This window comes from Pseudomonas sp. NCCP-436, assembly GCF_019656335.1.
Classification (GTDB): Bacteria; Pseudomonadota; Gammaproteobacteria; order Pseudomonadales; family Pseudomonadaceae; genus Aquipseudomonas.
The window spans coordinates 16,348-34,278 of record NZ_BPLZ01000002.1 but is presented as its reverse complement, the minus strand read 5'-3'; the positions used below and the strand labels follow the sequence as shown (position 1 = coordinate 34,278).

At 62.7% G+C, this 17,931-nt stretch carries 14 protein-coding genes and 1 pseudogene; 12 read left to right on the top strand and 3 right to left on the bottom strand.

From position 1 onward, the window contains the following. The first annotated feature begins 29 nt into the window (after positions 1 to 29). From NCCP436_RS02195 to rlmF, 10 genes are all read left to right on the top strand, one after another. Positions 30 to 449, top strand: coding sequence for a DNA polymerase III subunit chi (locus tag NCCP436_RS02195; protein ID WP_220802163.1), 420 nt, complete (start codon positions 30 to 32; stop codon positions 447 to 449). 59 nt (positions 450 to 508) lie between these two features. After that, the gene (locus NCCP436_RS02190; protein WP_220802162.1) at positions 509 to 937 is read left to right on the top strand and encodes a DNA polymerase III subunit chi; all 429 of its coding nucleotides are present in this window, start codon (positions 509 to 511) and stop codon (positions 935 to 937) included. Between the two features lie 145 nt (positions 938 to 1,082). After that, positions 1,083 to 3,914 (top strand): valine--tRNA ligase, encoded by a 2,832-nt coding sequence (locus NCCP436_RS02185; RefSeq protein WP_220802161.1) that lies wholly within the window; start codon positions 1,083 to 1,085, stop codon positions 3,912 to 3,914. A gap of 128 nt (positions 3,915 to 4,042) precedes the next feature. Further along, entirely contained in the window at positions 4,043 to 5,014 is a 972-nt protein-coding gene (locus NCCP436_RS02180) for an ABC transporter substrate-binding protein (RefSeq protein ID WP_220802160.1), read from the top strand. Between the two features lie 76 nt (positions 5,015 to 5,090). Then, on the top strand, positions 5,091 to 5,981 hold the full coding sequence (locus NCCP436_RS02175; protein ID WP_220802159.1) for an ABC transporter permease: 891 nt from the start codon (positions 5,091 to 5,093) through the stop codon (positions 5,979 to 5,981). Further along, complete coding sequence (locus NCCP436_RS02170) at positions 5,981 to 6,775, top strand: ABC transporter ATP-binding protein (RefSeq protein WP_220802158.1); 795 nt, start codon at positions 5,981 to 5,983, stop codon at positions 6,773 to 6,775. The genes NCCP436_RS02175 and NCCP436_RS02170 overlap by 1 nt, the downstream gene beginning before the upstream one ends. 69 nt (positions 6,776 to 6,844) lie before the next feature. Next, entirely contained in the window at positions 6,845 to 7,357 is a 513-nt protein-coding gene (locus NCCP436_RS02165; RefSeq protein WP_220802157.1) for a hypothetical protein, read from the top strand. A gap of 17 nt (positions 7,358 to 7,374) precedes the next feature. Then, positions 7,375 to 7,671, top strand: a complete 297-nt coding sequence (locus NCCP436_RS02160) for a helix-turn-helix domain-containing protein (RefSeq protein WP_220802156.1) — start codon at positions 7,375 to 7,377, stop codon at positions 7,669 to 7,671. A gap of 31 nt (positions 7,672 to 7,702) precedes the next feature. Then, positions 7,703 to 9,532, top strand: a complete 1,830-nt coding sequence (locus NCCP436_RS02155) for an SLC13 family permease (protein ID WP_220802155.1) — start codon at positions 7,703 to 7,705, stop codon at positions 9,530 to 9,532. A gap of 100 nt (positions 9,533 to 9,632) precedes the next feature. Next, complete coding sequence (gene rlmF, locus NCCP436_RS02150; RefSeq protein ID WP_220802154.1) at positions 9,633 to 10,628, top strand: 23S rRNA (adenine(1618)-N(6))-methyltransferase RlmF; 996 nt, start codon at positions 9,633 to 9,635, stop codon at positions 10,626 to 10,628. Position 10,629: 1 nt separating this feature from the next. Here the strand turns inward: rlmF and NCCP436_RS02145 are convergent, their stop codons facing one another. Then, complete coding sequence (locus NCCP436_RS02145) at positions 10,630 to 11,874, bottom strand: SLC13 family permease (RefSeq protein WP_220802153.1); 1,245 nt, start codon at positions 11,872 to 11,874, stop codon at positions 10,630 to 10,632. A gap of 228 nt (positions 11,875 to 12,102) precedes the next feature. Here NCCP436_RS02145 and NCCP436_RS02140 point away from each other — a divergent pair, with 228 nt between their 5' ends. After that, on the top strand, positions 12,103 to 12,885 hold the full coding sequence (locus NCCP436_RS02140) for an ABC transporter substrate-binding protein (RefSeq protein ID WP_220802152.1): 783 nt from the start codon (positions 12,103 to 12,105) through the stop codon (positions 12,883 to 12,885). A 9-nt stretch (positions 12,886 to 12,894) separates the two neighbouring features. On the opposite strand, the gene NCCP436_RS02135 is transcribed toward NCCP436_RS02140, so the two are convergent. Further along, positions 12,895 to 13,437: a hydrolase gene (locus NCCP436_RS02135; RefSeq protein WP_220802151.1), complete on the bottom strand. Its 543-nt coding sequence runs from the start codon at positions 13,435 to 13,437 to the stop codon at positions 12,895 to 12,897. 2 nt (positions 13,438 to 13,439) lie between these two features. Beyond that, a complete protein-coding gene (locus NCCP436_RS02130) occupies positions 13,440 to 16,874 on the bottom strand; it encodes an AAA family ATPase (RefSeq protein WP_220802150.1) in 3,435 nt (1,144 codons plus the stop codon). An 84-nt stretch (positions 16,875 to 16,958) separates the two neighbouring features. On the opposite strand from NCCP436_RS02130, the pseudogene NCCP436_RS02125 reads away from it, so the two are divergent. Then, a pseudogene (locus NCCP436_RS02125) lies at positions 16,959 to 17,760 on the top strand (IS110 family transposase); the annotation flags it as partial. Positions 17,761 to 17,931 lie beyond the last annotated feature (171 nt).

Genomic DNA, 17,931 nt, shown 5'->3' with positions numbered 1-17,931 from the left:
CGGTTTTCATCTTCCGCCCCGGAACCACCATGCCCAGAATCGAGTTCTATGTGCTCTCCAGCAGTGACCAGGCCAGCCGCCAGCGTGCCGCTGCCGCCCTGGCGCTGAAGGCCTGGATTGCCGGCCTGCCGGTATTCCTGCGCGGCTGCGACGAGGCACATTGCGAGGAGCTGAACGAATTGCTCTGGCAGTTCCGTGCCGAACGCTTCGTCCCTCATGACCTGCACCGCGAAACGCCCCTGTCGCCGGTGGTGATTGGCACCGACGAGCCACCAGCGCAGCCACAGGGCGTACTGATCAACCTGGCCAGCAATCTGTCGCCACATGTCGAGCGCTTCGCCCGGATCATCGAAATCGTCAACCAGGAGCCCGAGCTGTTGCAGGCCTGCCGCGAGAATTTCCTCAGCTACCGTCAGCGCGGGTATGATCCCAAGCGAGTCGAACTTTAGCACCGGGCGCCGTTCAGAATACTGGCCAGCCCCGCCCCACCCCTGCACTGCCGACTGCCATGGACATCCCCAAGCCGCCGCATAAACCGACCCAACTGCTGAACGATCTTGAATCGATTCGCGAACTGCTGGATCAGGACAACCAGCAACCGCCACTGCTGATCGACTCACTGGATCCGGACAGCATTCCGGTGCTGTCGGATATCGTCAGCCTGCCCCCCGAGCTTGAGGCGAAGCCCGTACCACCGGCGCAACCGGCCCCGACGCCGGTTTCTGCTGCCACGCCATACTCCCCACCTCTGGCAGCCGGTCTGAACGCACGTCTCGTCGAGAGGCCGGCACTGCAACAGCTCGACAGCGAGCTGCGTTCGGCTGCCCAGCTAATCCTGCAGGACGTGATCGATGACTTCGTGCCGCAGATCGAGGCCGAACTCAAGCGCCGCCTTGAGGCCCGGCTGCAGCGCCTACAGCCACCGCGCAAAGGCTAAAGAAAGCCTCCGAGCCGAACGCACACATCTTGTCCACGCCTGCAGCCATTGCTCCGACACCGGCGCACTGCCCTTACGCCATGCCCTTGAACCCCGTTATACTTGCCGGCTTTTCCGATTAGCCGCCATAAGGGTCCCGCCGCGCATGGACAAGACCTACCAGCCGCACGCCATTGAAACCGCCCTGTACAAGAACTGGGAGGAGAAGGGCTACTTCGCCCCGCAGGGCTCGGGCGAGCCCTACACCATCATGATCCCGCCGCCGAATGTCACCGGCACCCTGCACATGGGCCATGGTTTTAACAACTCGATCATGGACTGCCTGATCCGTTTCCGTCGCATGCAGGGCCGCAAGACTCTGTGGCAGCCGGGCACCGACCATGCCGGCATCGCCACCCAGATGGTGGTGGAGCGTCAACTGGCTGCCGAAGGCATCGGTCGCCATGACCTTGGCCGCGAAAAGTTCCTGGAAAAGGTCTGGGAATGGAAGGAGCAGTCCGGCGGCACCATCACCCGGCAAATCCGCCGCCTGGGCAGCTCAGTGGACTGGTCGCGCGAGCGCTTCACCATGGACGAAGGTCTTTCCGAGGCGGTCAAGGAAGCCTTCGTGCGCCTGCACGAGAATGGTCTGATCTATCGCGGCAAGCGTCTGGTCAACTGGGACACCAAGTTCCACACTGCCATCTCGGATCTGGAAGTAGAAAACCACGACGAGAAAGGCAGCCTCTGGAACCTGCGCTACCCGCTGGCTGACGGCAAGAAGACTGCCGACGGCAAGGACTACCTGATTGTCGCCACCACCCGTCCGGAAACCATGCTCGGCGATGCCGCCGTGGCCGTGCACCCGGAGGATGAACGTTACAAGGCCCTGATTGGCAGCTATATCGACCTGCCGCTGGTGGGCCGGCGCATCCCGATCATCGGCGACGATTATTGCGATCCGGAATTCGGCACCGGCTGCGTGAAAATCACCCCTGCGCACGACTTCAACGACTATGAAGTCGGCAAGCGCCACAACTTGCCGCTGATCAACATCTTCGACAAAAACGCTGCCGTACTGGCTACAGCCCAGGTGTTCAACCTCGACGGCAGCGTCAATCCGGACATCGATGGCGGCCTGCCGTCCAAGTACGCCGGCCTTGATCGCTTCGAAGCGCGCAAGCAGATCGTCGCCGACTTCGAGGCTGCCGGCCTGCTGGAAAAAATCGAGGAGCACGCCCTGAAAGTGCCGAAGGGCGACCGTTCCGGCACAGTGATCGAACCCTGGCTGACCGACCAGTGGTACGTTTCCACCAAGCCGCTGGCGGAAAAAGCCATCGCCGTGGTCGAAAGCGGCGAGATCCAGTTCGTACCCAAGCAGTACGAGAACATGTACTTCAGCTGGATGCGCGACATCCAGGACTGGTGCATCAGCCGTCAGCTGTGGTGGGGCCACCGCATCCCGGCCTGGTACGACGAAGCCGGCAACGTATACGTCGGCCGCGACGAGGCCGAGGTGCGCGCCAAGCACAACCTGGGTGACACTCCGCTACGTCAGGACGAGGACGTGCTCGACACCTGGTTCAGCTCCGGGCTGTGGACCTTCTCCACCCTCGGCTGGCCGCAGCAGACAGAGTTCCTCAAGACCTTCCACCCCACCGACGTGCTGGTTACCGGCTTCGACATCATCTTCTTCTGGGTTGCCCGGATGATCATGCTGTCGACCCACCTGATGGGCGAGATCCCGTTCAAGACCGTCTACGTCCACGGTCTGGTGCGCGATGCCCAGGGCCAGAAGATGTCCAAGTCCAAGGGCAACGTCCTCGACCCGCTGGATATCGTCGACGGTATCGACCTGGAAACCCTGGTGGCCAAGCGCACCACCGGCATGATGCAGCCGAAGCTGGCAGAGAAGATCGCCAAGCAGACCCGCGCCGAATTCCCGGATGGCATTGCCGCCTACGGCACCGACGCCCTGCGCTTCACCAACCTGGCACTGGCCTCCACCGGTCGTGATATCAAGTTCGACATGGGCCGTGTCGAAGGCTACCGCAACTTCTGCAACAAGCTGTGGAACGCCGCCAACTTCGTCACCGAGAACACTGACGGCAAGGACACCGGCATCAATGGCGAGCCGGTGGAACTGTCGCCGGTCGACCGCTGGATCATCTCCGCCCTGCAGCGCTGCGAGCAGGACGTAACTCGTCATCTCGACGGTTTCCGCTTCGACATGGCGGCCCAGGCCCTCTACGAATTCATCTGGGATGAGTACTGCGCCTGGTACCTGGAGCTGGTCAAGCCGGTACTGTGGGACGAGAACGCCCCCATCGAGCGCCAGCGCGGCACCCGCCGTACCCTGGTACGCGTACTCGAGGTGATACTGCGCCTGGCGCACCCGTTCATGCCCTTCATCACCGAGGAAATCTGGCAACGCATCAAGGGGCAGGCCGGCGTCAGTGGCGACACCATCATGTTGCAACCCTGGCCGGTGGCCAATGAAAGCCGCATTGATCCGGCCGCCGAAGACGACATCGAGTGGGTCAAGCAGTTGATGCTCGGCGTGCGTCAGATCCGTGGCGAAATGAAGATTTCCCTGGCCAAGCGCATCGACATCGTTGTCGCCAACGCCAATGACGATGATCTGCGTCGTCTGGCAGACTTCGAGCCGTTGCTGAACAAGCTGGCCAAGTTCGAGTCGGTGCGCGTGTTGGCCGCAGGCGAAGAAGCGCCGCTGTCCGCCACTGCGCTGGTCGGCGAAATGCAGGTACTGGTACCGATGGCCGGGCTGATCGACAAGGATGCCGAGCTGGCTCGTCTGGACAAGGAAATCGCTCGCCTGGAGGGCGAGGTCAAGCGGGTCGGCGGCAAGCTGGCCAACGAAGGCTTCGTCGCCAAGGCCCCGGCCGAGGTACTGGAAAAGGAGCGTACCAAGCTGGCCGAGGCCGAACAGGCACTGGCCAAGCTGACCGGGCAACGCGAGAAGATCGCCAGCCTCTGACAGCCACTTTGTAACGGTAAATCAGGTTCCCGGTCGCAAACGGCCGGGAGCAAAGCAAGCGACGCACGGCTCTGTCATCCCCCGGGCCGAGCAGAGGATCAGGCCTACCAGCCCGAAGGAGACGCTCAATGCTGCAACTGCACAAACTGCTACCCCTGGCCGCCATTACCTTAGCCCTGGGTCTGCCCAACACCACGTTCTCGGCCGAACAGAAGTCCGTGGCGGTTACCGCCATTGTCGAGCATCCGGCCCTGGACTCGGTGCGCGACGGTATCAAGGCCGCTCTGGAAGAAGGCGGCTACCGTGAAGGTGAAAACCTCAAATGGCAGTACCAGAGTGCTCAAGGCAACACCGGCACAGCTGCGCAGATCGCCCGCAAGTTCGTCGGCGACCGCCCGGACGTGATCATTGGCATTGCCACGCCGTCCTCCCAGGCGCTGGTGGCCGCTACCCGCACCACTCCGGTACTGTTCAGTGCCGTCACCGATCCGATCGAAGCTCAACTGGTCAGCAGCTGGGAAGCGTCCGGCACCAACGTCAGTGGCGTGTCCGATCGCCTGGAACTGGAACAGCAGATGGCGCTGATCAAGCGTGTGCTGCCCAATGCCACCCGCGTCGGCATGGTCTACAACCCGGGCGAAGCCAACTCGGCAGTGGTGGTTCGCCAGCTCAAGGAAATGCTGCCGGGCATGGGCATGAGCCTGATCGAAGCAGCCGCACCGCGCTCGGTTGACGTGGGCAGTGCAGCACGCAGCCTGGTAGGCAAGGTGGACGTGATCTATACCAGCACCGACAACAATGTGGTGTCGGCATATGAGTCTCTGGTCAAGGTCGGCAATGACACCCGCACCCCGCTGATTGCCTCCGACACCGACAGCGTCAAGCGCGGTGCCATCGCGGCTCTCGGCCTGGACTATTACGAGCATGGCAAGCAAGCCGGGCGCATGGCCCTGCGCGTGCTGGCTGGTGAAAAGCCCGGCGACATCAAGCCGGAAGCCAGCGAAAATCTCAGCCTGTACCTCAACCTCAGCGCTGCCAAGCGTCAAGGTGTCACCCTGAGTCAGGAACTTCTGGACTCGGCTGCCGAAGTCATCGAATGACGGATCGGCGATGCGTCGTGCCGGGGCACTAGCGACGGCACGACGCGTTGTTTCATTCACCCGTTAGGTCACTCCTATGTCCCTTTTCTCCCTGTTCGGTGCCTTCGAGATTGGCCTGATCTTCAGCCTGGTGGCGCTCGGCGTGTTCATTTCCTTCCGCCTGCTGCGCTTTCCTGATCTTACCGTCGACGGCAGCTTCCCTCTCGGCGGCGCGGTATGCGCCGTACTCATTGCCAACGGCACCGATCCCTTTCTCGCCACGCTGATTGCCACGGCCGCCGGTGCAATGGCTGGCGTGCTCACCGCTGTACTCAACGTTCACCTGAAGATCATGGATCTGCTGGCCAGCATCCTGATGATGATCGCCCTGTATTCGATCAACCTGCGCATCATGGGCCGGCCGAATATCCCACTGATTATGGAACCCACCATATTCAGCGTGCTGCAGCCAGAGTGGCTGAGCGATTACGTACTGCGCCCATTGATCCTCTTGGTGGTCGTGATCGGCGCCAAGCTGGCACTGGACGCCTACTTCTCCACCCAGCAAGGACTGGCCATCCGCGCTACCGGCTCCAACCCGCGCATGGCCCGCGCCCAGGGCGTCAATACCGGCGCCATGGTCATCCTCGGCATGGCCATTTCCAACGGTCTGGTGGCTCTGGCCGGCTCGCTGTTCGCCCAGACCCAGGGTGGTGCCGATATTTCCATGGGCATCGGCACCATCGTCATTGGCCTGGCCGCTGTGATCGTCGGCGAAAGCATCCTGCCGGCCCGTCGGCTCTTCTACCTGACGCTGGCTGTCATCATCGGCGCCATCGTCTACCGCTTCTTTATCGCCCTGGCGCTCAATAGCGACTTTATTGGCCTGCAGGCTCAGGATCTGAACCTGATTACCGCTGTGCTGGTGGTAGTGGCGCTGGTCATCCCGCTGCTGAAAAAACGCCTGGCCCGCAGGAGGAATGTCTGATGCTCAGTGCCCAGAACCTCAGAATCACCTTCAACGCCGGCACCCCGATCGAGACCCGCGCCCTTCAGGGCCTGTCACTGGATATTCCGAGCGGACAGTTCGTCACCGTGATCGGTACCAACGGCGCCGGCAAGTCCACCTTCCTCAACGCCGTCTCCGGCAACCTGGCAGTAGACAGCGGGCGCATCCTGATCGACGACGTGGACGTCACCCGGCTACCGGTGTGGAGTCGTGCACAGCGCGTGGCCCGGGTATTCCAGGATCCCATGGCCGGTACCTGCGAAGACCTGACCATCGAGGAAAACATGGCTCTTGCTCAGTTGCGCGGCCAGCGCCGAGGGCTGTCCCGAGCCGTGCGCGCCTCGATGCGCGAGGGCTTTCGTGAAAGCCTGGCGACCCTTGGTCTGGGCCTTGAAAATCGCCTTTCCGACCGCATCGGCCTTCTCTCAGGCGGTCAGCGCCAGGCCGTAAGCCTGCTGATGGCAGCGCTGCAACCCTCGCGCATCCTGCTGCTCGACGAGCACACCGCAGCGCTCGACCCGCGCACCGCGGACTTCGTCCTGCAACTGACTGCACGCATCGTGGCCGAGAAAAAGCTCACCACCATGATGGTGACCCATAGCATGCGCCAGGCGCTGGATGTCGGTGACCGCACGGTGATGCTGCACCAGGGCCAGGTGGTGCTGGACGTTTCCGGCGAGCAGCGCAAGGGCCTGGATGTACCGGATCTGCTGCAGATGTTCGAGAAGGTGCGAGGCGAAAAACTGGCTGACGACGCTCTGCTGCTGAGCTGAAACGCCCGGCGGCCTGCTAAAGCCCCTCACCCCCTTCACCTCGGCGGCAGAGACTGGCAGGATGACCCCTTGTCAGCCGCCGCCGGCGGTGTAACTGGAGCCTATCGCGCTCATTGCGCCATGACCCTGAAACTGAGCTTTACCTCCACCCTGCCCGCCGACCCGCAATGCGTCTGGCGCTGGATCACCGATGTTCGCAGTCTGCGCGCCGAGATGCACCCCTGGCTGTGGATGAGCCTGCCCAAGGGCCTGTGCAATCTTGAGGATCTGCCGTTCGAACCGGGTCAGCCGCTGTTTACCAGCTGGCTGTGGCTGTTCGGGATCATCCCCATTGGCACCTGCCAGCTAACCCTGCAATCGCTCAATCCGGGCGTCAGTCTGGTAGAGCAGTCACCCACCACCTTTATGCGCCGCTGGCGCCATGCGCGACGTATCGAGGTGCTCGCGGACGGCACCCGCCTGACCGACGAGCTGACCATAGATCCTCTGTTGCCTACGATGCTCGTACGCCCACTGCTGCAATTCTTCTTCAACAGCCGTCACCGCACCCTGCGCCGCCGCGCCGCCCGCCTGAGCCTTTAAGCCGCAAGGACACCGATATGGAAGTCAGCAAGACCCGAACCAGCTTCTATCGCCGCCTGTACGTGGCCTGGCTGATCGACAGCGGTAGTGCCACCAGCGTACCGGCGTTGATGGCCGCGACCGGCATGCCCCGGCGCACCGCACAGGACACGCTCGCCGCCCTGGCCGAGCTGGATATAGACTGCCGCTTCGAGCAGGCAGGCGGAGAACGCAACAACTCCGGCCACTACCGCATCCACGACTGGGGGCCGATCAATCCGCAGTGGATCAGCGGACAACTGCAGCAGATCAAGGCCACTCTGGGTTACCCCTGAAACCATACGGGCGCACTCCCGAGGAAATTCCATGTCTCCCGATCTGCTCTGCACCCTGGCCCTGCTCGTCGGAGCCGTTGCTCTTTTCATCATCGGCCGACCACGCATGGATGTGGTGGCGCTGCTGGTGCTGGTCGCTCTGCCATTGACCGGCGTACTCAGCGTGCAGCAGACACTGGCCGGCTTCAGCGATCCCAACGTGATCCTGATTGCCGCGCTATTTGTCATCGGCGCCGGACTGGTACGTACCGGCATCGCCTACCGCCTTGGCGACTGGCTGGTGAAAACCGCCGGCAACAGCGAGACCCGCCTGCTGATCCTGCTGATGCTGGCGGCAGCCGGTCTCGGTTCGGTTATGAGTTCCACCGGAGTGGTGGCCATCTTTATCCCGGTGGCGCTGGGTGTGGCTGCGCGGCTGAACATCTCGCCAGCACGCCTGATGATGCCGCTGGCCTTCGCCGGATTGATCAGCGGCATGCTGACTCTGGTCGCCACTGCCCCCAACCTGGTGGTACATGCCGAGCTACGCCGTGCCGGCCTCGATGGTTTCGGCTTCTTCAGCATGACCCCCATAGGGCTGGCCATCCTCACCCTGGGCGTGGTCTACATGCTGCTGACCCGTCACTGGCTGCAGCGCCCGGACACTACCGGCGAAGCCGCCACGGCGCGCCTGACCCTGGCTGATCTGGCGCGCGACTACCGGCTGGAAGAGCGCGAACGTCGCCTGCGGGTAATGCCCCACTCGCCGTTGGCCGGACAACCTCTCAACGAGCTGGAGCTACGCCGCCAATACGGCATCAACGTGATCGCCGTGGAGCGCCAGGGCAAGTTTCGCAACCTGTTGCTGATGGCCACTGGCAACACCCAGCTGCAGCCGGGCGACGTGCTGCTGATCGACCTGATCAGCCCATCCATCGCCCTGCTTGGCATTTACCAGAACCTGGGACTGGAGCCGATGCCGCTGCCGAGTTCCTACTACAGCGTACACGCCCACCAGCTGGGCCTGGCGGAAGTGGCGCTGCCACCGGAATCGAAGCTGCTGGGCAAGACCATCCAGGAAGTCGGCTTCCGCACCCGGCACAAACTCAACGTGGTAGGCCTGCGCCGACAGGGCGTGGCTCTTGAGGGCGTGTTGGTGGATGAACGGCTGAAGTCCTCCGACACCCTGCTGGTAGCAGGGGACTGGAAAGCGATCCATCATCTGCAAGGCTTAAGCCGCGACTTTCTGGTACTGAGCCTGCCGGCCGAAGTAGACGAAGTGGCACCGGCAGCGCGCAAGGCTCCCTATGCCCTGCTCAGCCTGCTGCTGATGATCGTGCTGATGGTCAGCGGCGTGGTTTCCAACGTGCTTGCCGCGCTGATCACCTGCCTGTTGATGGGGGCTTTCCGCTGCATCGACCTGGACAGCGCCTATCGCTCGATACACTGGCCGACGCTGATCCTGATTGTCGGCATGCTGCCCTTCGCCCAGGCGCTGCAACAGACCGGCGGCATCGACCTGGCAGTACACGGGCTGGTCGCCCTGTTAGGCGACGCCGGCCCCTACGCCCTGCTTGCCAGCCTGTTCGCCGCCACCGCGCTGATCGGGCTGTTTATCTCCAACACCGCCACTGCAGTACTCATGGGCCCGGTAGCCATTGCCACGGCACAGACCCTTGGCGTCTCGCCCTACCCCTTTGCCATGACCGTGGCGCTGGCGGCCTCAGCCGCCTTCATGACACCGATCTCCTCGCCGGTAAACACCCTGGTGCTCGGGCCGGGCCAGTATCGCTTTGGCGACTTTGTGCGGGTCGGCGTGCCCTTCACCCTGCTTGTGATGCTCATCACCGTGCTACTGGTGCCCCTGCTCTATCCGCTCTAAGCCAGCTGCGCCCGCCCCGCTGGCCGGGGCGCGGCACAAGCCCCTGCAAAGCACCGCAAAGCATGGGAAAATTCCGCCCTTGAGCCACCGGATGCCCGCCATGCAGAAACCACCAAAACGCCCACGCAAACCCGCACCACCTGCCATCAAGACCGCGCCGGCCAAAGGGCAGCTGCATCCGCGCAACCGCCATCAGGGGCTCTATGATTTCCCCGCGCTGATCCGCCTCAGCCCGGAGCTGGGCCGCTTCGTCATCACCAATCCCTACGGCAAGCCGAGCATCGATTTCGCGGATCCGGCCGCCGTCCGGGTGTTTAACCGCGCCCTGCTGCGCCAGTACTACGGCATCGAATACTGGGACATTCCCGAAGGCTACCTGTGCCCGCCGATTCCCGGTCGGGCCGATTACCTGCACAATCTGGCCGATCTGCTGGCCAGCGACCTGGATGGAAGCATTCCCCGTGGAGGTTCGTTTCGCGCCCTGGATATCGGCGTCGGTGCCAACTGCATCTACCCGCTGATTGGTCACTGCGAATATGGCTGGCACTTCGTCGGTGCAGACATCGCCGAGGCAGCCCTGACCTCGGCACGCGCCATTGTTCAGGGAAACACGCAACTGCACGGGGCCATCGAACTGCGCCGACAGGAAGATGCCGCGCATATATTGCTTGGCCTGCTGCAACCCGACGAACGCTTCGACCTGACTTTGTGCAATCCGCCCTTCCACACCTCTGCTGCCGAAGCAACCAGCGGCAGCACGCGCAAGTGGCGCAACCTCGGCAAGCTCGACCCCAGGCGCAAACTGCCGCAACTGAACTTTGGCGGCCAGGCAGCCGAGTTGTGGTGCCCGGGTGGCGAGGCTGCCTTCCTCAAACGCATGGCCAGCGAGAGCGTGGCGGTCGCCGGACAGGTGCTGTGGTTCACCAGCCTGGTATCCAAGGGTGGCAATGTGGAGTTGCTGCAGCGCTGGCTGGAGCAGGCCAAAGCCTGCGAGGTACGGGTACTGGGCATGTCCCAGGGACAGAAACGCAGCCGCCTGGTGGCTTGGACGTTCCAGAACAGCGAGCAACGCCGAACCTGGCTGGTCGAACGCTGAACTACCAGAGCAGCCAGCCGCCAGCAACCAGCCAAAGTCCGGCCAACGCCATGCTCAGCAATGTCACCGGCACACCACTGCGTGCGTAGTCGACAAAGCCCAGGTGCACGCCCTGACGCTTTGCTCCCTCGGCGACGATCAGGTTGACCACACTGCCGATCAGCAGTAGGTTGCCGGCCAGGGTGGACATCACCGCCAGGCCGATCAGCAGCTCGTGCGACAGCTCTGGCAGCAGCCCCAGCAACAGCACCACGAAAGGCACGTTGCCAATCAGGTTGCCGGCCAGCAAGGACAGCCCAGCCAGCGACCAGACGCCTTCCGGCAGCAGCCCGTGTTCAGCCAGCCAGGCCGCACCACGAGCCATCTCCGGCAACTGCAGTGCGGCACCACTGACAAGGAACAGGCCGGTGAACAACAACAACAGGTTCCAGTCCACCTTGTAGACATAATCGCGGCTGTCGACACGTCGCGACACCATCACCAGTACTGCCACCAGCAGCGCCGACAGCTCGCGCGGCAGCGCCGTGGCAAACAACCCAAGCAGCGCGAGGCTGGCCAGCAGCGGCTTGAGGTAGCTGCGCGGCCCGTAGATACGCTCCACCTCGGCCTCCTGTTCCACTGCCGGTTGTGGTATGCCCCAGCGATTGCGCCACTGCAGCCAGACCACCGCATAGACGATCGCCATGGCGGCCAGCGCCGGCGGCCCAGCCACCGCGACATAACCCCAGAAATCCAACCCTCCGGCTTGGCCAATCAGGATATTTTGCGGATTGCCGATCAGGCTGGCACTGGAGCCGGCGTTGCAGGCCAGCGCCAGAGCAATGAGAAACGGCCGCGGATCCAGCCCGCGCAGCAGCAGGCTGCGGCACAACAGCGGGGTCAGAGCGAAGGCGACGATATCGTTGACCAGAATCGCCGACAGAAAGCCACCCAGCAGCACCACACCAAACAGCAGCATGGCTGGCTGCCCGGCCTGATGATTCAGGCAGCGGTTGAGCCAGGCATAGACTCCGGAAAAATCGAACTGCGCCGAAATCAGCATTAGCGCCAGCAGCAGCAACAGCGCACCGGCATCCAGGTGACGGGCGGCCTCCTGCATGCTCAACGCACCGCTGACCAGCAACAGCACAGCGGCACAGCAGGCTATCCAGCTACGATCGACGCGCAGACCGCGTATACCACCGGCCGCCATGCCCAGGTAGGTGAAAATAAACAGGCCGAGGGTCAGCCAGGCAGCAAAGGTCATGCACGATTCATCCGAACGGACACAGACAGGAAGGCAGCATCGCCCCAGCCAGGGCGTCGGGAAAGCTGACGACTACGACCGGAGCCGACGACATGCCGGTTGCGCAGCATAAGCTGATTGCCAGCGGCTGGACAGACTTCAGCCCGGCACTCACTCATTGGCTGGGAATGGGCTGCAAGAAAAGCTAGAGTTCCACTTGTTTGGCATTACATCTCCTGGGGTTATCGGATGTTCCAGCGCCTGTTGTTACTATTGACGGTATTGCTATGCAGTGGCGCGCCTCACGCGGCAGAGCAACCGCTGATACGCATCAGCGCGGGCGAATGGCCGCCCTATCTGTCGGCCCGGCTCATTCACCAAGGGCCGGTCGCGCATCTGATCAGCGACCTTCTGGCCGAGGAGGGCTACCGGGTAGAGTTCAGTTTTCTGCCCTGGCCACGTGCCTATGCCGAAGCGGCCGCCGGAAAATACGACGCCACGGCAGTCTGGATGCACAAGCAGGATCGCGAACAGGACTTTCTCTTCAGCAAACCGCTGCTGAATGAGCAGTTCGTGTTCTTTCACCTCAAAAGCCAGCCGTTCGACTGGCAGCGCTTCGAAGATCTGGACGGCATGCTTCTGGGCGGCGGGCTGGAATACAGCTATGGCACCGACTTTGACGTCTACCTCGAAAGCGGCCGGGTACGCATGGAGCGCGTTTCCAGCGACCGGCAAAACTTCGAGAAGCTGCTCAAGGAGCGTGTGGTGCTCTACCCGCAGGAACTCAATGTCGGCTATGCCGCTCTGCGCAACGAGTTCTCCGCCGAGGAAGCCGAACGCATCACCCATCATCCGCGTCCGCTGCTGGTCAACCTCAGCTACCTGCTGCTGCCCCGGCGTCTGGAGCAAAGCAACGCACTGCGTCAGCGTTTCGATGCCCGCCTGCAGCAGTTCCGCCAAAGCGGACGTTACCAGCAGTACTTCGACGACCTGCAGGCCGGTTACTACAGCCCGCTTCCACTCACCCCCTAAGCAAACCCATTAACGGATAAATTCGCGGCTGATGGCGCGGAAACGGTCGGTGCCGGCCTGCTCCAGCCACTCGAAGGCCACCATCTCCCGCGACACGATTACCGCTCCGGCCCGCTCCATCCGCGCCACCCCCAAAGCCTTGTCACGTGGCCGCCGGGAACCGACAGCCTCATCAACCACGAACACCTCGCGGCCGACTGCCAGCAGCTCGAGTACCGTCTGCAGCACGCAGACATGAGTTTCCGCGCCACAGACAATGAACTGCCGACGCTCGCCGCCCGGCAGGTCGAACAGCCCGGCACCAGCAGCAGCCGAGAAATGGATCTTCTCGCGCAAACCTTCGTCCGGCAGCAGCTCACGCAGCCCTGCAGCAGTAGTGCCGAGCCCTTTGGGATATTGCTCGGTGGCGATGATCGGAACCTGCAACTGCTGCGCTACCCGCACCAGCCAGGTTGCCTGCTCCAGCACTGCCGAACCGCCGTCGATAGCCGGCAGCAGACGCTCCTGCAGATCAATCACCAGCAGGGTGGAATCCTTCGCTTGCATCAGCATCACTACGCTCCTTCCTTCACTGCAAAACGTGCGTCAAGCCGGCTGTAACCAAGGCCAACGCCCTTGTGAACCCGCAACTGCACGGGAATCCGCTCTTTCATTGCCTCGACATGGCTGATCACGCCGATGGTCTTGCCGCTGGCATTGAGGTTATCCAGCGCATCCAGTGCTATCTCCAGCGTCTCGCCATCCAGCGTACCGAAACCCTCGTCAAGGAACAGCGAGTCGATGCTGGTCTTGTGGCTGACCAGATCAGACAATGCCAGGGCCAGGGCCAGACTGACCAGGAAACTTTCACCACCGGACAGCGTGCGGCAATCGCGAGCCACGTCCGCCTGCCAGGTATCCCGTACCTCCAGCTCCAGCTCGCCGCTGCCTTTGCGTGCCAATTGGTAGCGCCCGTGCAACCGCGCCAACTGGCGGTTGGCCAAATGGATCAGGTGGTCGAGGGTCAGCCCCTGGGCGAACTTGCGGAACTTGGCGCCATCGGCCGAACCGACCAGACCGTTGAGCTGCTGCCAGAGCGCACACTCGCTCTGCTGGGTTTCAATCTCGGCAAACAGCGCCTGCTGGCTGCTGCGCCGCGCATCATCGGCCTGCAGCTGTGCGCGCAGTTCGCCCTGACGCTGGCTCAGCTCGCGCAGTGTCAGCTGTAGCGCCTGCAACTGCTCGTCCAGCTGTGCCAGCGTCAGTTCGGTCTGCGGCGCGGCCTTGAGATCGTGCAATTGCGCTTCGGCAGCGGTCAGCAATGTTGTCGCCTCGGTGAGAGCCTGCTGCAGGCGTGTCTGCAGATCCATCAGGCGCGCCCGCTCGCTCTCGTCGAGCAGTGCGGCAAGAAATGCCGGCAGATCGCTGAACGGGCTGGCAGCCAGCGCCTCTTGCCAACGCAGTTCGGTTTCCCTCAGGCGCTGCTCAAGCTGTTGCAGCAGACTCTGCTGACTCAGCAGACGACCTCGCAGAGCATCACCATCGCGCTGTGCACTGGCCAGACTTTCAATGGTCTCCTGCAGGGCCTGCACAGGTTGCTCCGCCAGTTCTGGCTCTGCCAGCTCCTGAGCGTCATCGTTCTGCCAGCGCTGCTGCCAGTACTCTGCCTGGGTCTGGGCCTCGGCAAGCAGCCGCTGTATCTCGCGCTGCAGATCCTGCAATTGCTGATCCTGCAACTGGGCCTGCTGCCAGTCGCGCCAGGCGCTTGCCTGCTCGTCCAGCCAACTGTCGACATCCGGCGGCAACGCCGTGGCAAAGCCGTCGAGGCTGGCCAGCAATGCCTGTTCATGACGCAGCAACTCCTGCTCCAGTAACTGCAGCTGCTCGTCCTGTTCGCGCAAACGGGCCTGCAGGTTTTCGTCATCGCGCTCAAGCAAAGCCTGACGCTGCTGCGTATCGGCCAAGGCCCGTTCGGCCTGTTCACGCGCCCTGCGAGCCTGCACCAATTGCTCCTGCTTGCTCTCGACGGCAGCGATTTGCTCCTGCAACTGCATCAGGCTCTGCTCATGATCGCGCAGCATCTGCCGCAGAGCGGCGCCATCGGCAACCTGCGAAGCCAGCTCGGCTAGTTGCTGCTGCCAACTCGCTTCCTGCTCAGCCTCCTGCTGCCGCACCTGCGCCAACTGCTGCTGGAGCTGCTCGATCTGCGTAGCCAGACGAGTCAGTTCGTCACGCTGGGTGCCCCCCTGGCTCTCCAACAGCTCCAGCTCACGGCGAAGCTGTTCCAGAGCCTGACGGGTGGCAGAGACATCGAGTGCCTGATACTGACGAACCGCCGGATGCTCGTGCGAGCCGCATAATGGGCAGGCCTCCCCCGGCTGCAAACGGGCACGATGGGTTTCCAGAGCCTGAATGCGCTGCTCCTGCTCCAGCAGCCTTTCCTTGTCGGCAACCTGCAGCCTGAGTCCCCTGTAGCGTTCACGCAGGGCGGCGATTTCATCGTTCCTGGCTGTGTGCCGTGCTTGCAACTGCGCCAGGCGCGATGCTAGCTCGGCGAGCTGCTCCGCTGCTTTCTCACGGCTTTGCGCCAATTGCTCCAGACGATCCAGCGCTCTTCCCTGCACCTGCAATTGTTGCCAGCGCTGACGCAGTCCGGCCTCGTCGTACTCGCCGAGTAGCACCTGCAGCTCACTGTGCAGCCTGGCTTCGAGACTTCGCGCCTGCTCCAGACGCTCCGTTGCCTGCGCCTGTTCCGCGTCGGACTGAGCACGTTGCCGTTGCACACCTGCAAGCTGCTCATGCGCCTGGGCGATACGGGACTGCAGTGCCTGCCGGTCCCTGAGCTGCTGACCGCGCTGATCGAACTGCGCACGCCAGCCAACCAGCAACTCGCCCAGCCGTGCCTGTTGCGGAGCTGCACTCAGGCGCGCCTGCACGGCTTCACGCTGCTCGGCCAGCCGTTTTTGCTCGCACTGACGCTGTCTCAAGCTCTGCCAGGCATAGCAACTGGCCAACCAGAGTTGCTGACGCTCACGTGCGCTGCACTGGCGTTGTTGCGCCTGCAAATCGGCCAGCACCTGCTGCGCCTGCCTGCGGTCAGTCAGCACCTGCTGCCAGCTCTGATACAGCGGTTGTAGCCGCACAGCCGGCTCACTGGCAGCCAGACGCCGCAGATCAGTGGACGCCTCGTTGCGTGCCTGCTGCGCCTGCTCCAGTGCCTGGCGGGCCTGCTCGCGTTGCTGCTCGGCCTGTTGCAGCGCTTCACGCCAGCGCCGCTGCAATAGCAACGCCTGCTGCCGCTGCAATAGCGACGTCTCCTCCCGGCTCAGACGCTCAAACTCGGCCTGCAATTCGGCGCGCTGCGCCTGGTCCAGCAACTCCATGCCCTGAGCGCGGCTTTTCAGCAGGTTCAGGGCCTGCTCGGCGGACTTGGTGCGTTCATAGACCTGCCGGGAAATCTGTCCATAGATCTCGGTGCCCGTGAGTTCCTCCAACAATTCCGCACGCTGGTTGGCGCTGGCCTCAAGAAAGGCCGCGAAGCCCCCCTGAGCCAGCAGCATTGACTTGGTAAAGCGTTCAAAGTCCAGACCGGTCAGCTCGGCAGTGAGGCTTTCCTTCTCGCGGATCTTGTCAGTAAGGATTGCGCCATCGGCCAGTCGCGCCAGCTCGACCTTTGGCGCCTGCAAGGCACCGTCCACTTTGTCCCGCGCTCGACGCTGGCTCCAGAAGGCCCGGTAGCCCTGCCCCTTCACCTCGAACTCCACCTCGGCCAGACAATCGGCGGTATGCCGCGTCATCAGCTCGTTGCCGTTAACCGACAAGCTGCTCATACGCGGCGTGCGGTGATACAGCGCCAGACAGATGGCATCGAGCAATGTCGTCTTGCCCGCACCGGTTGGCCCGGTAATGGCGAACAAACCACTACCGGCAAAGGGCTCGGCAGTGAAATCGATCTTCCATTCGCCCTTGAGCGAGTTGAGGTTCTTCAAACGCAGCGTGAGGATTTTCATGCACGGAAGGCTAATCGTTGAAAGTGGCCATTCTGGCATTGACGATGGTCACTTGCAGGCCCTTTGTCTGGAGCAGTGAATAGCCCCTATCGCCGTTGCAACACAGCCGATCGCCATGATTGCAATGCCATGCTGGAAGCGGAGTACCGACATTCATCCAGTGTCGGTGAAGAGCCGTGATCAGCAACAGCTCCAGCAACTGCACGGGCTGCGGGAAACCAGGAAGAAGAGTTGCACCCAGCGCATCAACCTGCTGCGCGGTAAGCTGTGTGAAGCGTGGATCGAAGCCCCGACCTCAACCGTCGCTTTCATCCGGGCGGCCAGTGAGTTGGTTGAGCAACCTGAAGTCGCACCTTTGAGCCGCCTGCTGCATATCGTCCTGGCCGAGATCAACCTCTACGAACAGTGCATGGCCGAGTGCGAACAACAGCTCAAGCGCTGGCATGCCGATGACGACATCGTGCGCAAACTGGATGAAGTCAGCGGCATCGGGCTGCTAACAGCCAGTGCCCTGACGACCGCTGTTGGCAAGCCCGAGCGCTTTGGCAGCGGCAGGCACCTGAGCGCCTGGCTGGGTATGACGCCGCGCGAGTTCAGCAGCGGCAATAGCCGCAAGCTCGGGCATATCAGCCGACAGGGCAATATCTATGTGCGTACGTTACTGATCCATGGCTCACGTGCAGCCTTGCTGGCGGCACAACGTTGCCACGCCCGTACACCAGAGAAGCTGACGCAATTGCAGCGCTGGGCGGTGGAAACGGCGGCGCGGATCGGCCACAACAAAGCGGCTGTGGCCCTGGCCAACAAACTGGTGCGGATCTGCTGGGCGGTGTGGTGTCACGAGCGGCGTTTCAATGGCAATTGGCAGAGTGTAAAGCCCGCCTGACGGCGAGGGTAATCAGGAAGGTGTGATGGTTTTCTGGTGGTTGTGGTGAGCAGCACTGTCGGAACAGGCGAGTCCTGCAGCGGAACAAGGCCGATAACAATGATGATCGTCGTGATCGATTGAACGCTTGGCCCCCGCTGCGCGAACTACAGAATGGCCAGGGCGCAAGAG

Excerpts from the sequence above, each read along its gene's own strand:
- rlmF (WP_220802154.1), top strand. The coding sequence starts at position 9,633 with ATGCAGAAACCACCAAAACGCCCACGCAAACCCGCACCACCTGCCATC.
- NCCP436_RS02145 (WP_220802153.1), bottom strand. The coding sequence starts at position 11,874 with ATGACCTTTGCTGCCTGGCTGACCCTCGGCCTGTTTATTTTCACCTAC.
- NCCP436_RS02155 (WP_220802155.1), top strand. The coding sequence starts at position 7,703 with ATGTCTCCCGATCTGCTCTGCACCCTGGCCCTGCTCGTCGGAGCCGTT.
- NCCP436_RS02140 (WP_220802152.1), top strand. The coding sequence starts at position 12,103 with ATGTTCCAGCGCCTGTTGTTACTATTGACGGTATTGCTATGCAGTGGC.
- NCCP436_RS02170 (WP_220802158.1), top strand. The coding sequence starts at position 5,981 with ATGCTCAGTGCCCAGAACCTCAGAATCACCTTCAACGCCGGCACCCCG.
- NCCP436_RS02195 (WP_220802163.1), top strand. The coding sequence starts at position 30 with ATGCCCAGAATCGAGTTCTATGTGCTCTCCAGCAGTGACCAGGCCAGC.
- NCCP436_RS02175 (WP_220802159.1), top strand. The coding sequence starts at position 5,091 with ATGTCCCTTTTCTCCCTGTTCGGTGCCTTCGAGATTGGCCTGATCTTC.
- NCCP436_RS02135 (WP_220802151.1), bottom strand. The coding sequence starts at position 13,437 with ATGCTGATGCAAGCGAAGGATTCCACCCTGCTGGTGATTGATCTGCAG.
- NCCP436_RS02190 (WP_220802162.1), top strand. The coding sequence starts at position 509 with ATGGACATCCCCAAGCCGCCGCATAAACCGACCCAACTGCTGAACGAT.
- NCCP436_RS02185 (WP_220802161.1), top strand. The coding sequence starts at position 1,083 with ATGGACAAGACCTACCAGCCGCACGCCATTGAAACCGCCCTGTACAAG.
- NCCP436_RS02160 (WP_220802156.1), top strand. The coding sequence starts at position 7,375 with ATGGAAGTCAGCAAGACCCGAACCAGCTTCTATCGCCGCCTGTACGTG.
- NCCP436_RS02180 (WP_220802160.1), top strand. The coding sequence starts at position 4,043 with ATGCTGCAACTGCACAAACTGCTACCCCTGGCCGCCATTACCTTAGCC.
- NCCP436_RS02130 (WP_220802150.1), bottom strand. The coding sequence starts at position 16,874 with ATGAAAATCCTCACGCTGCGTTTGAAGAACCTCAACTCGCTCAAGGGC.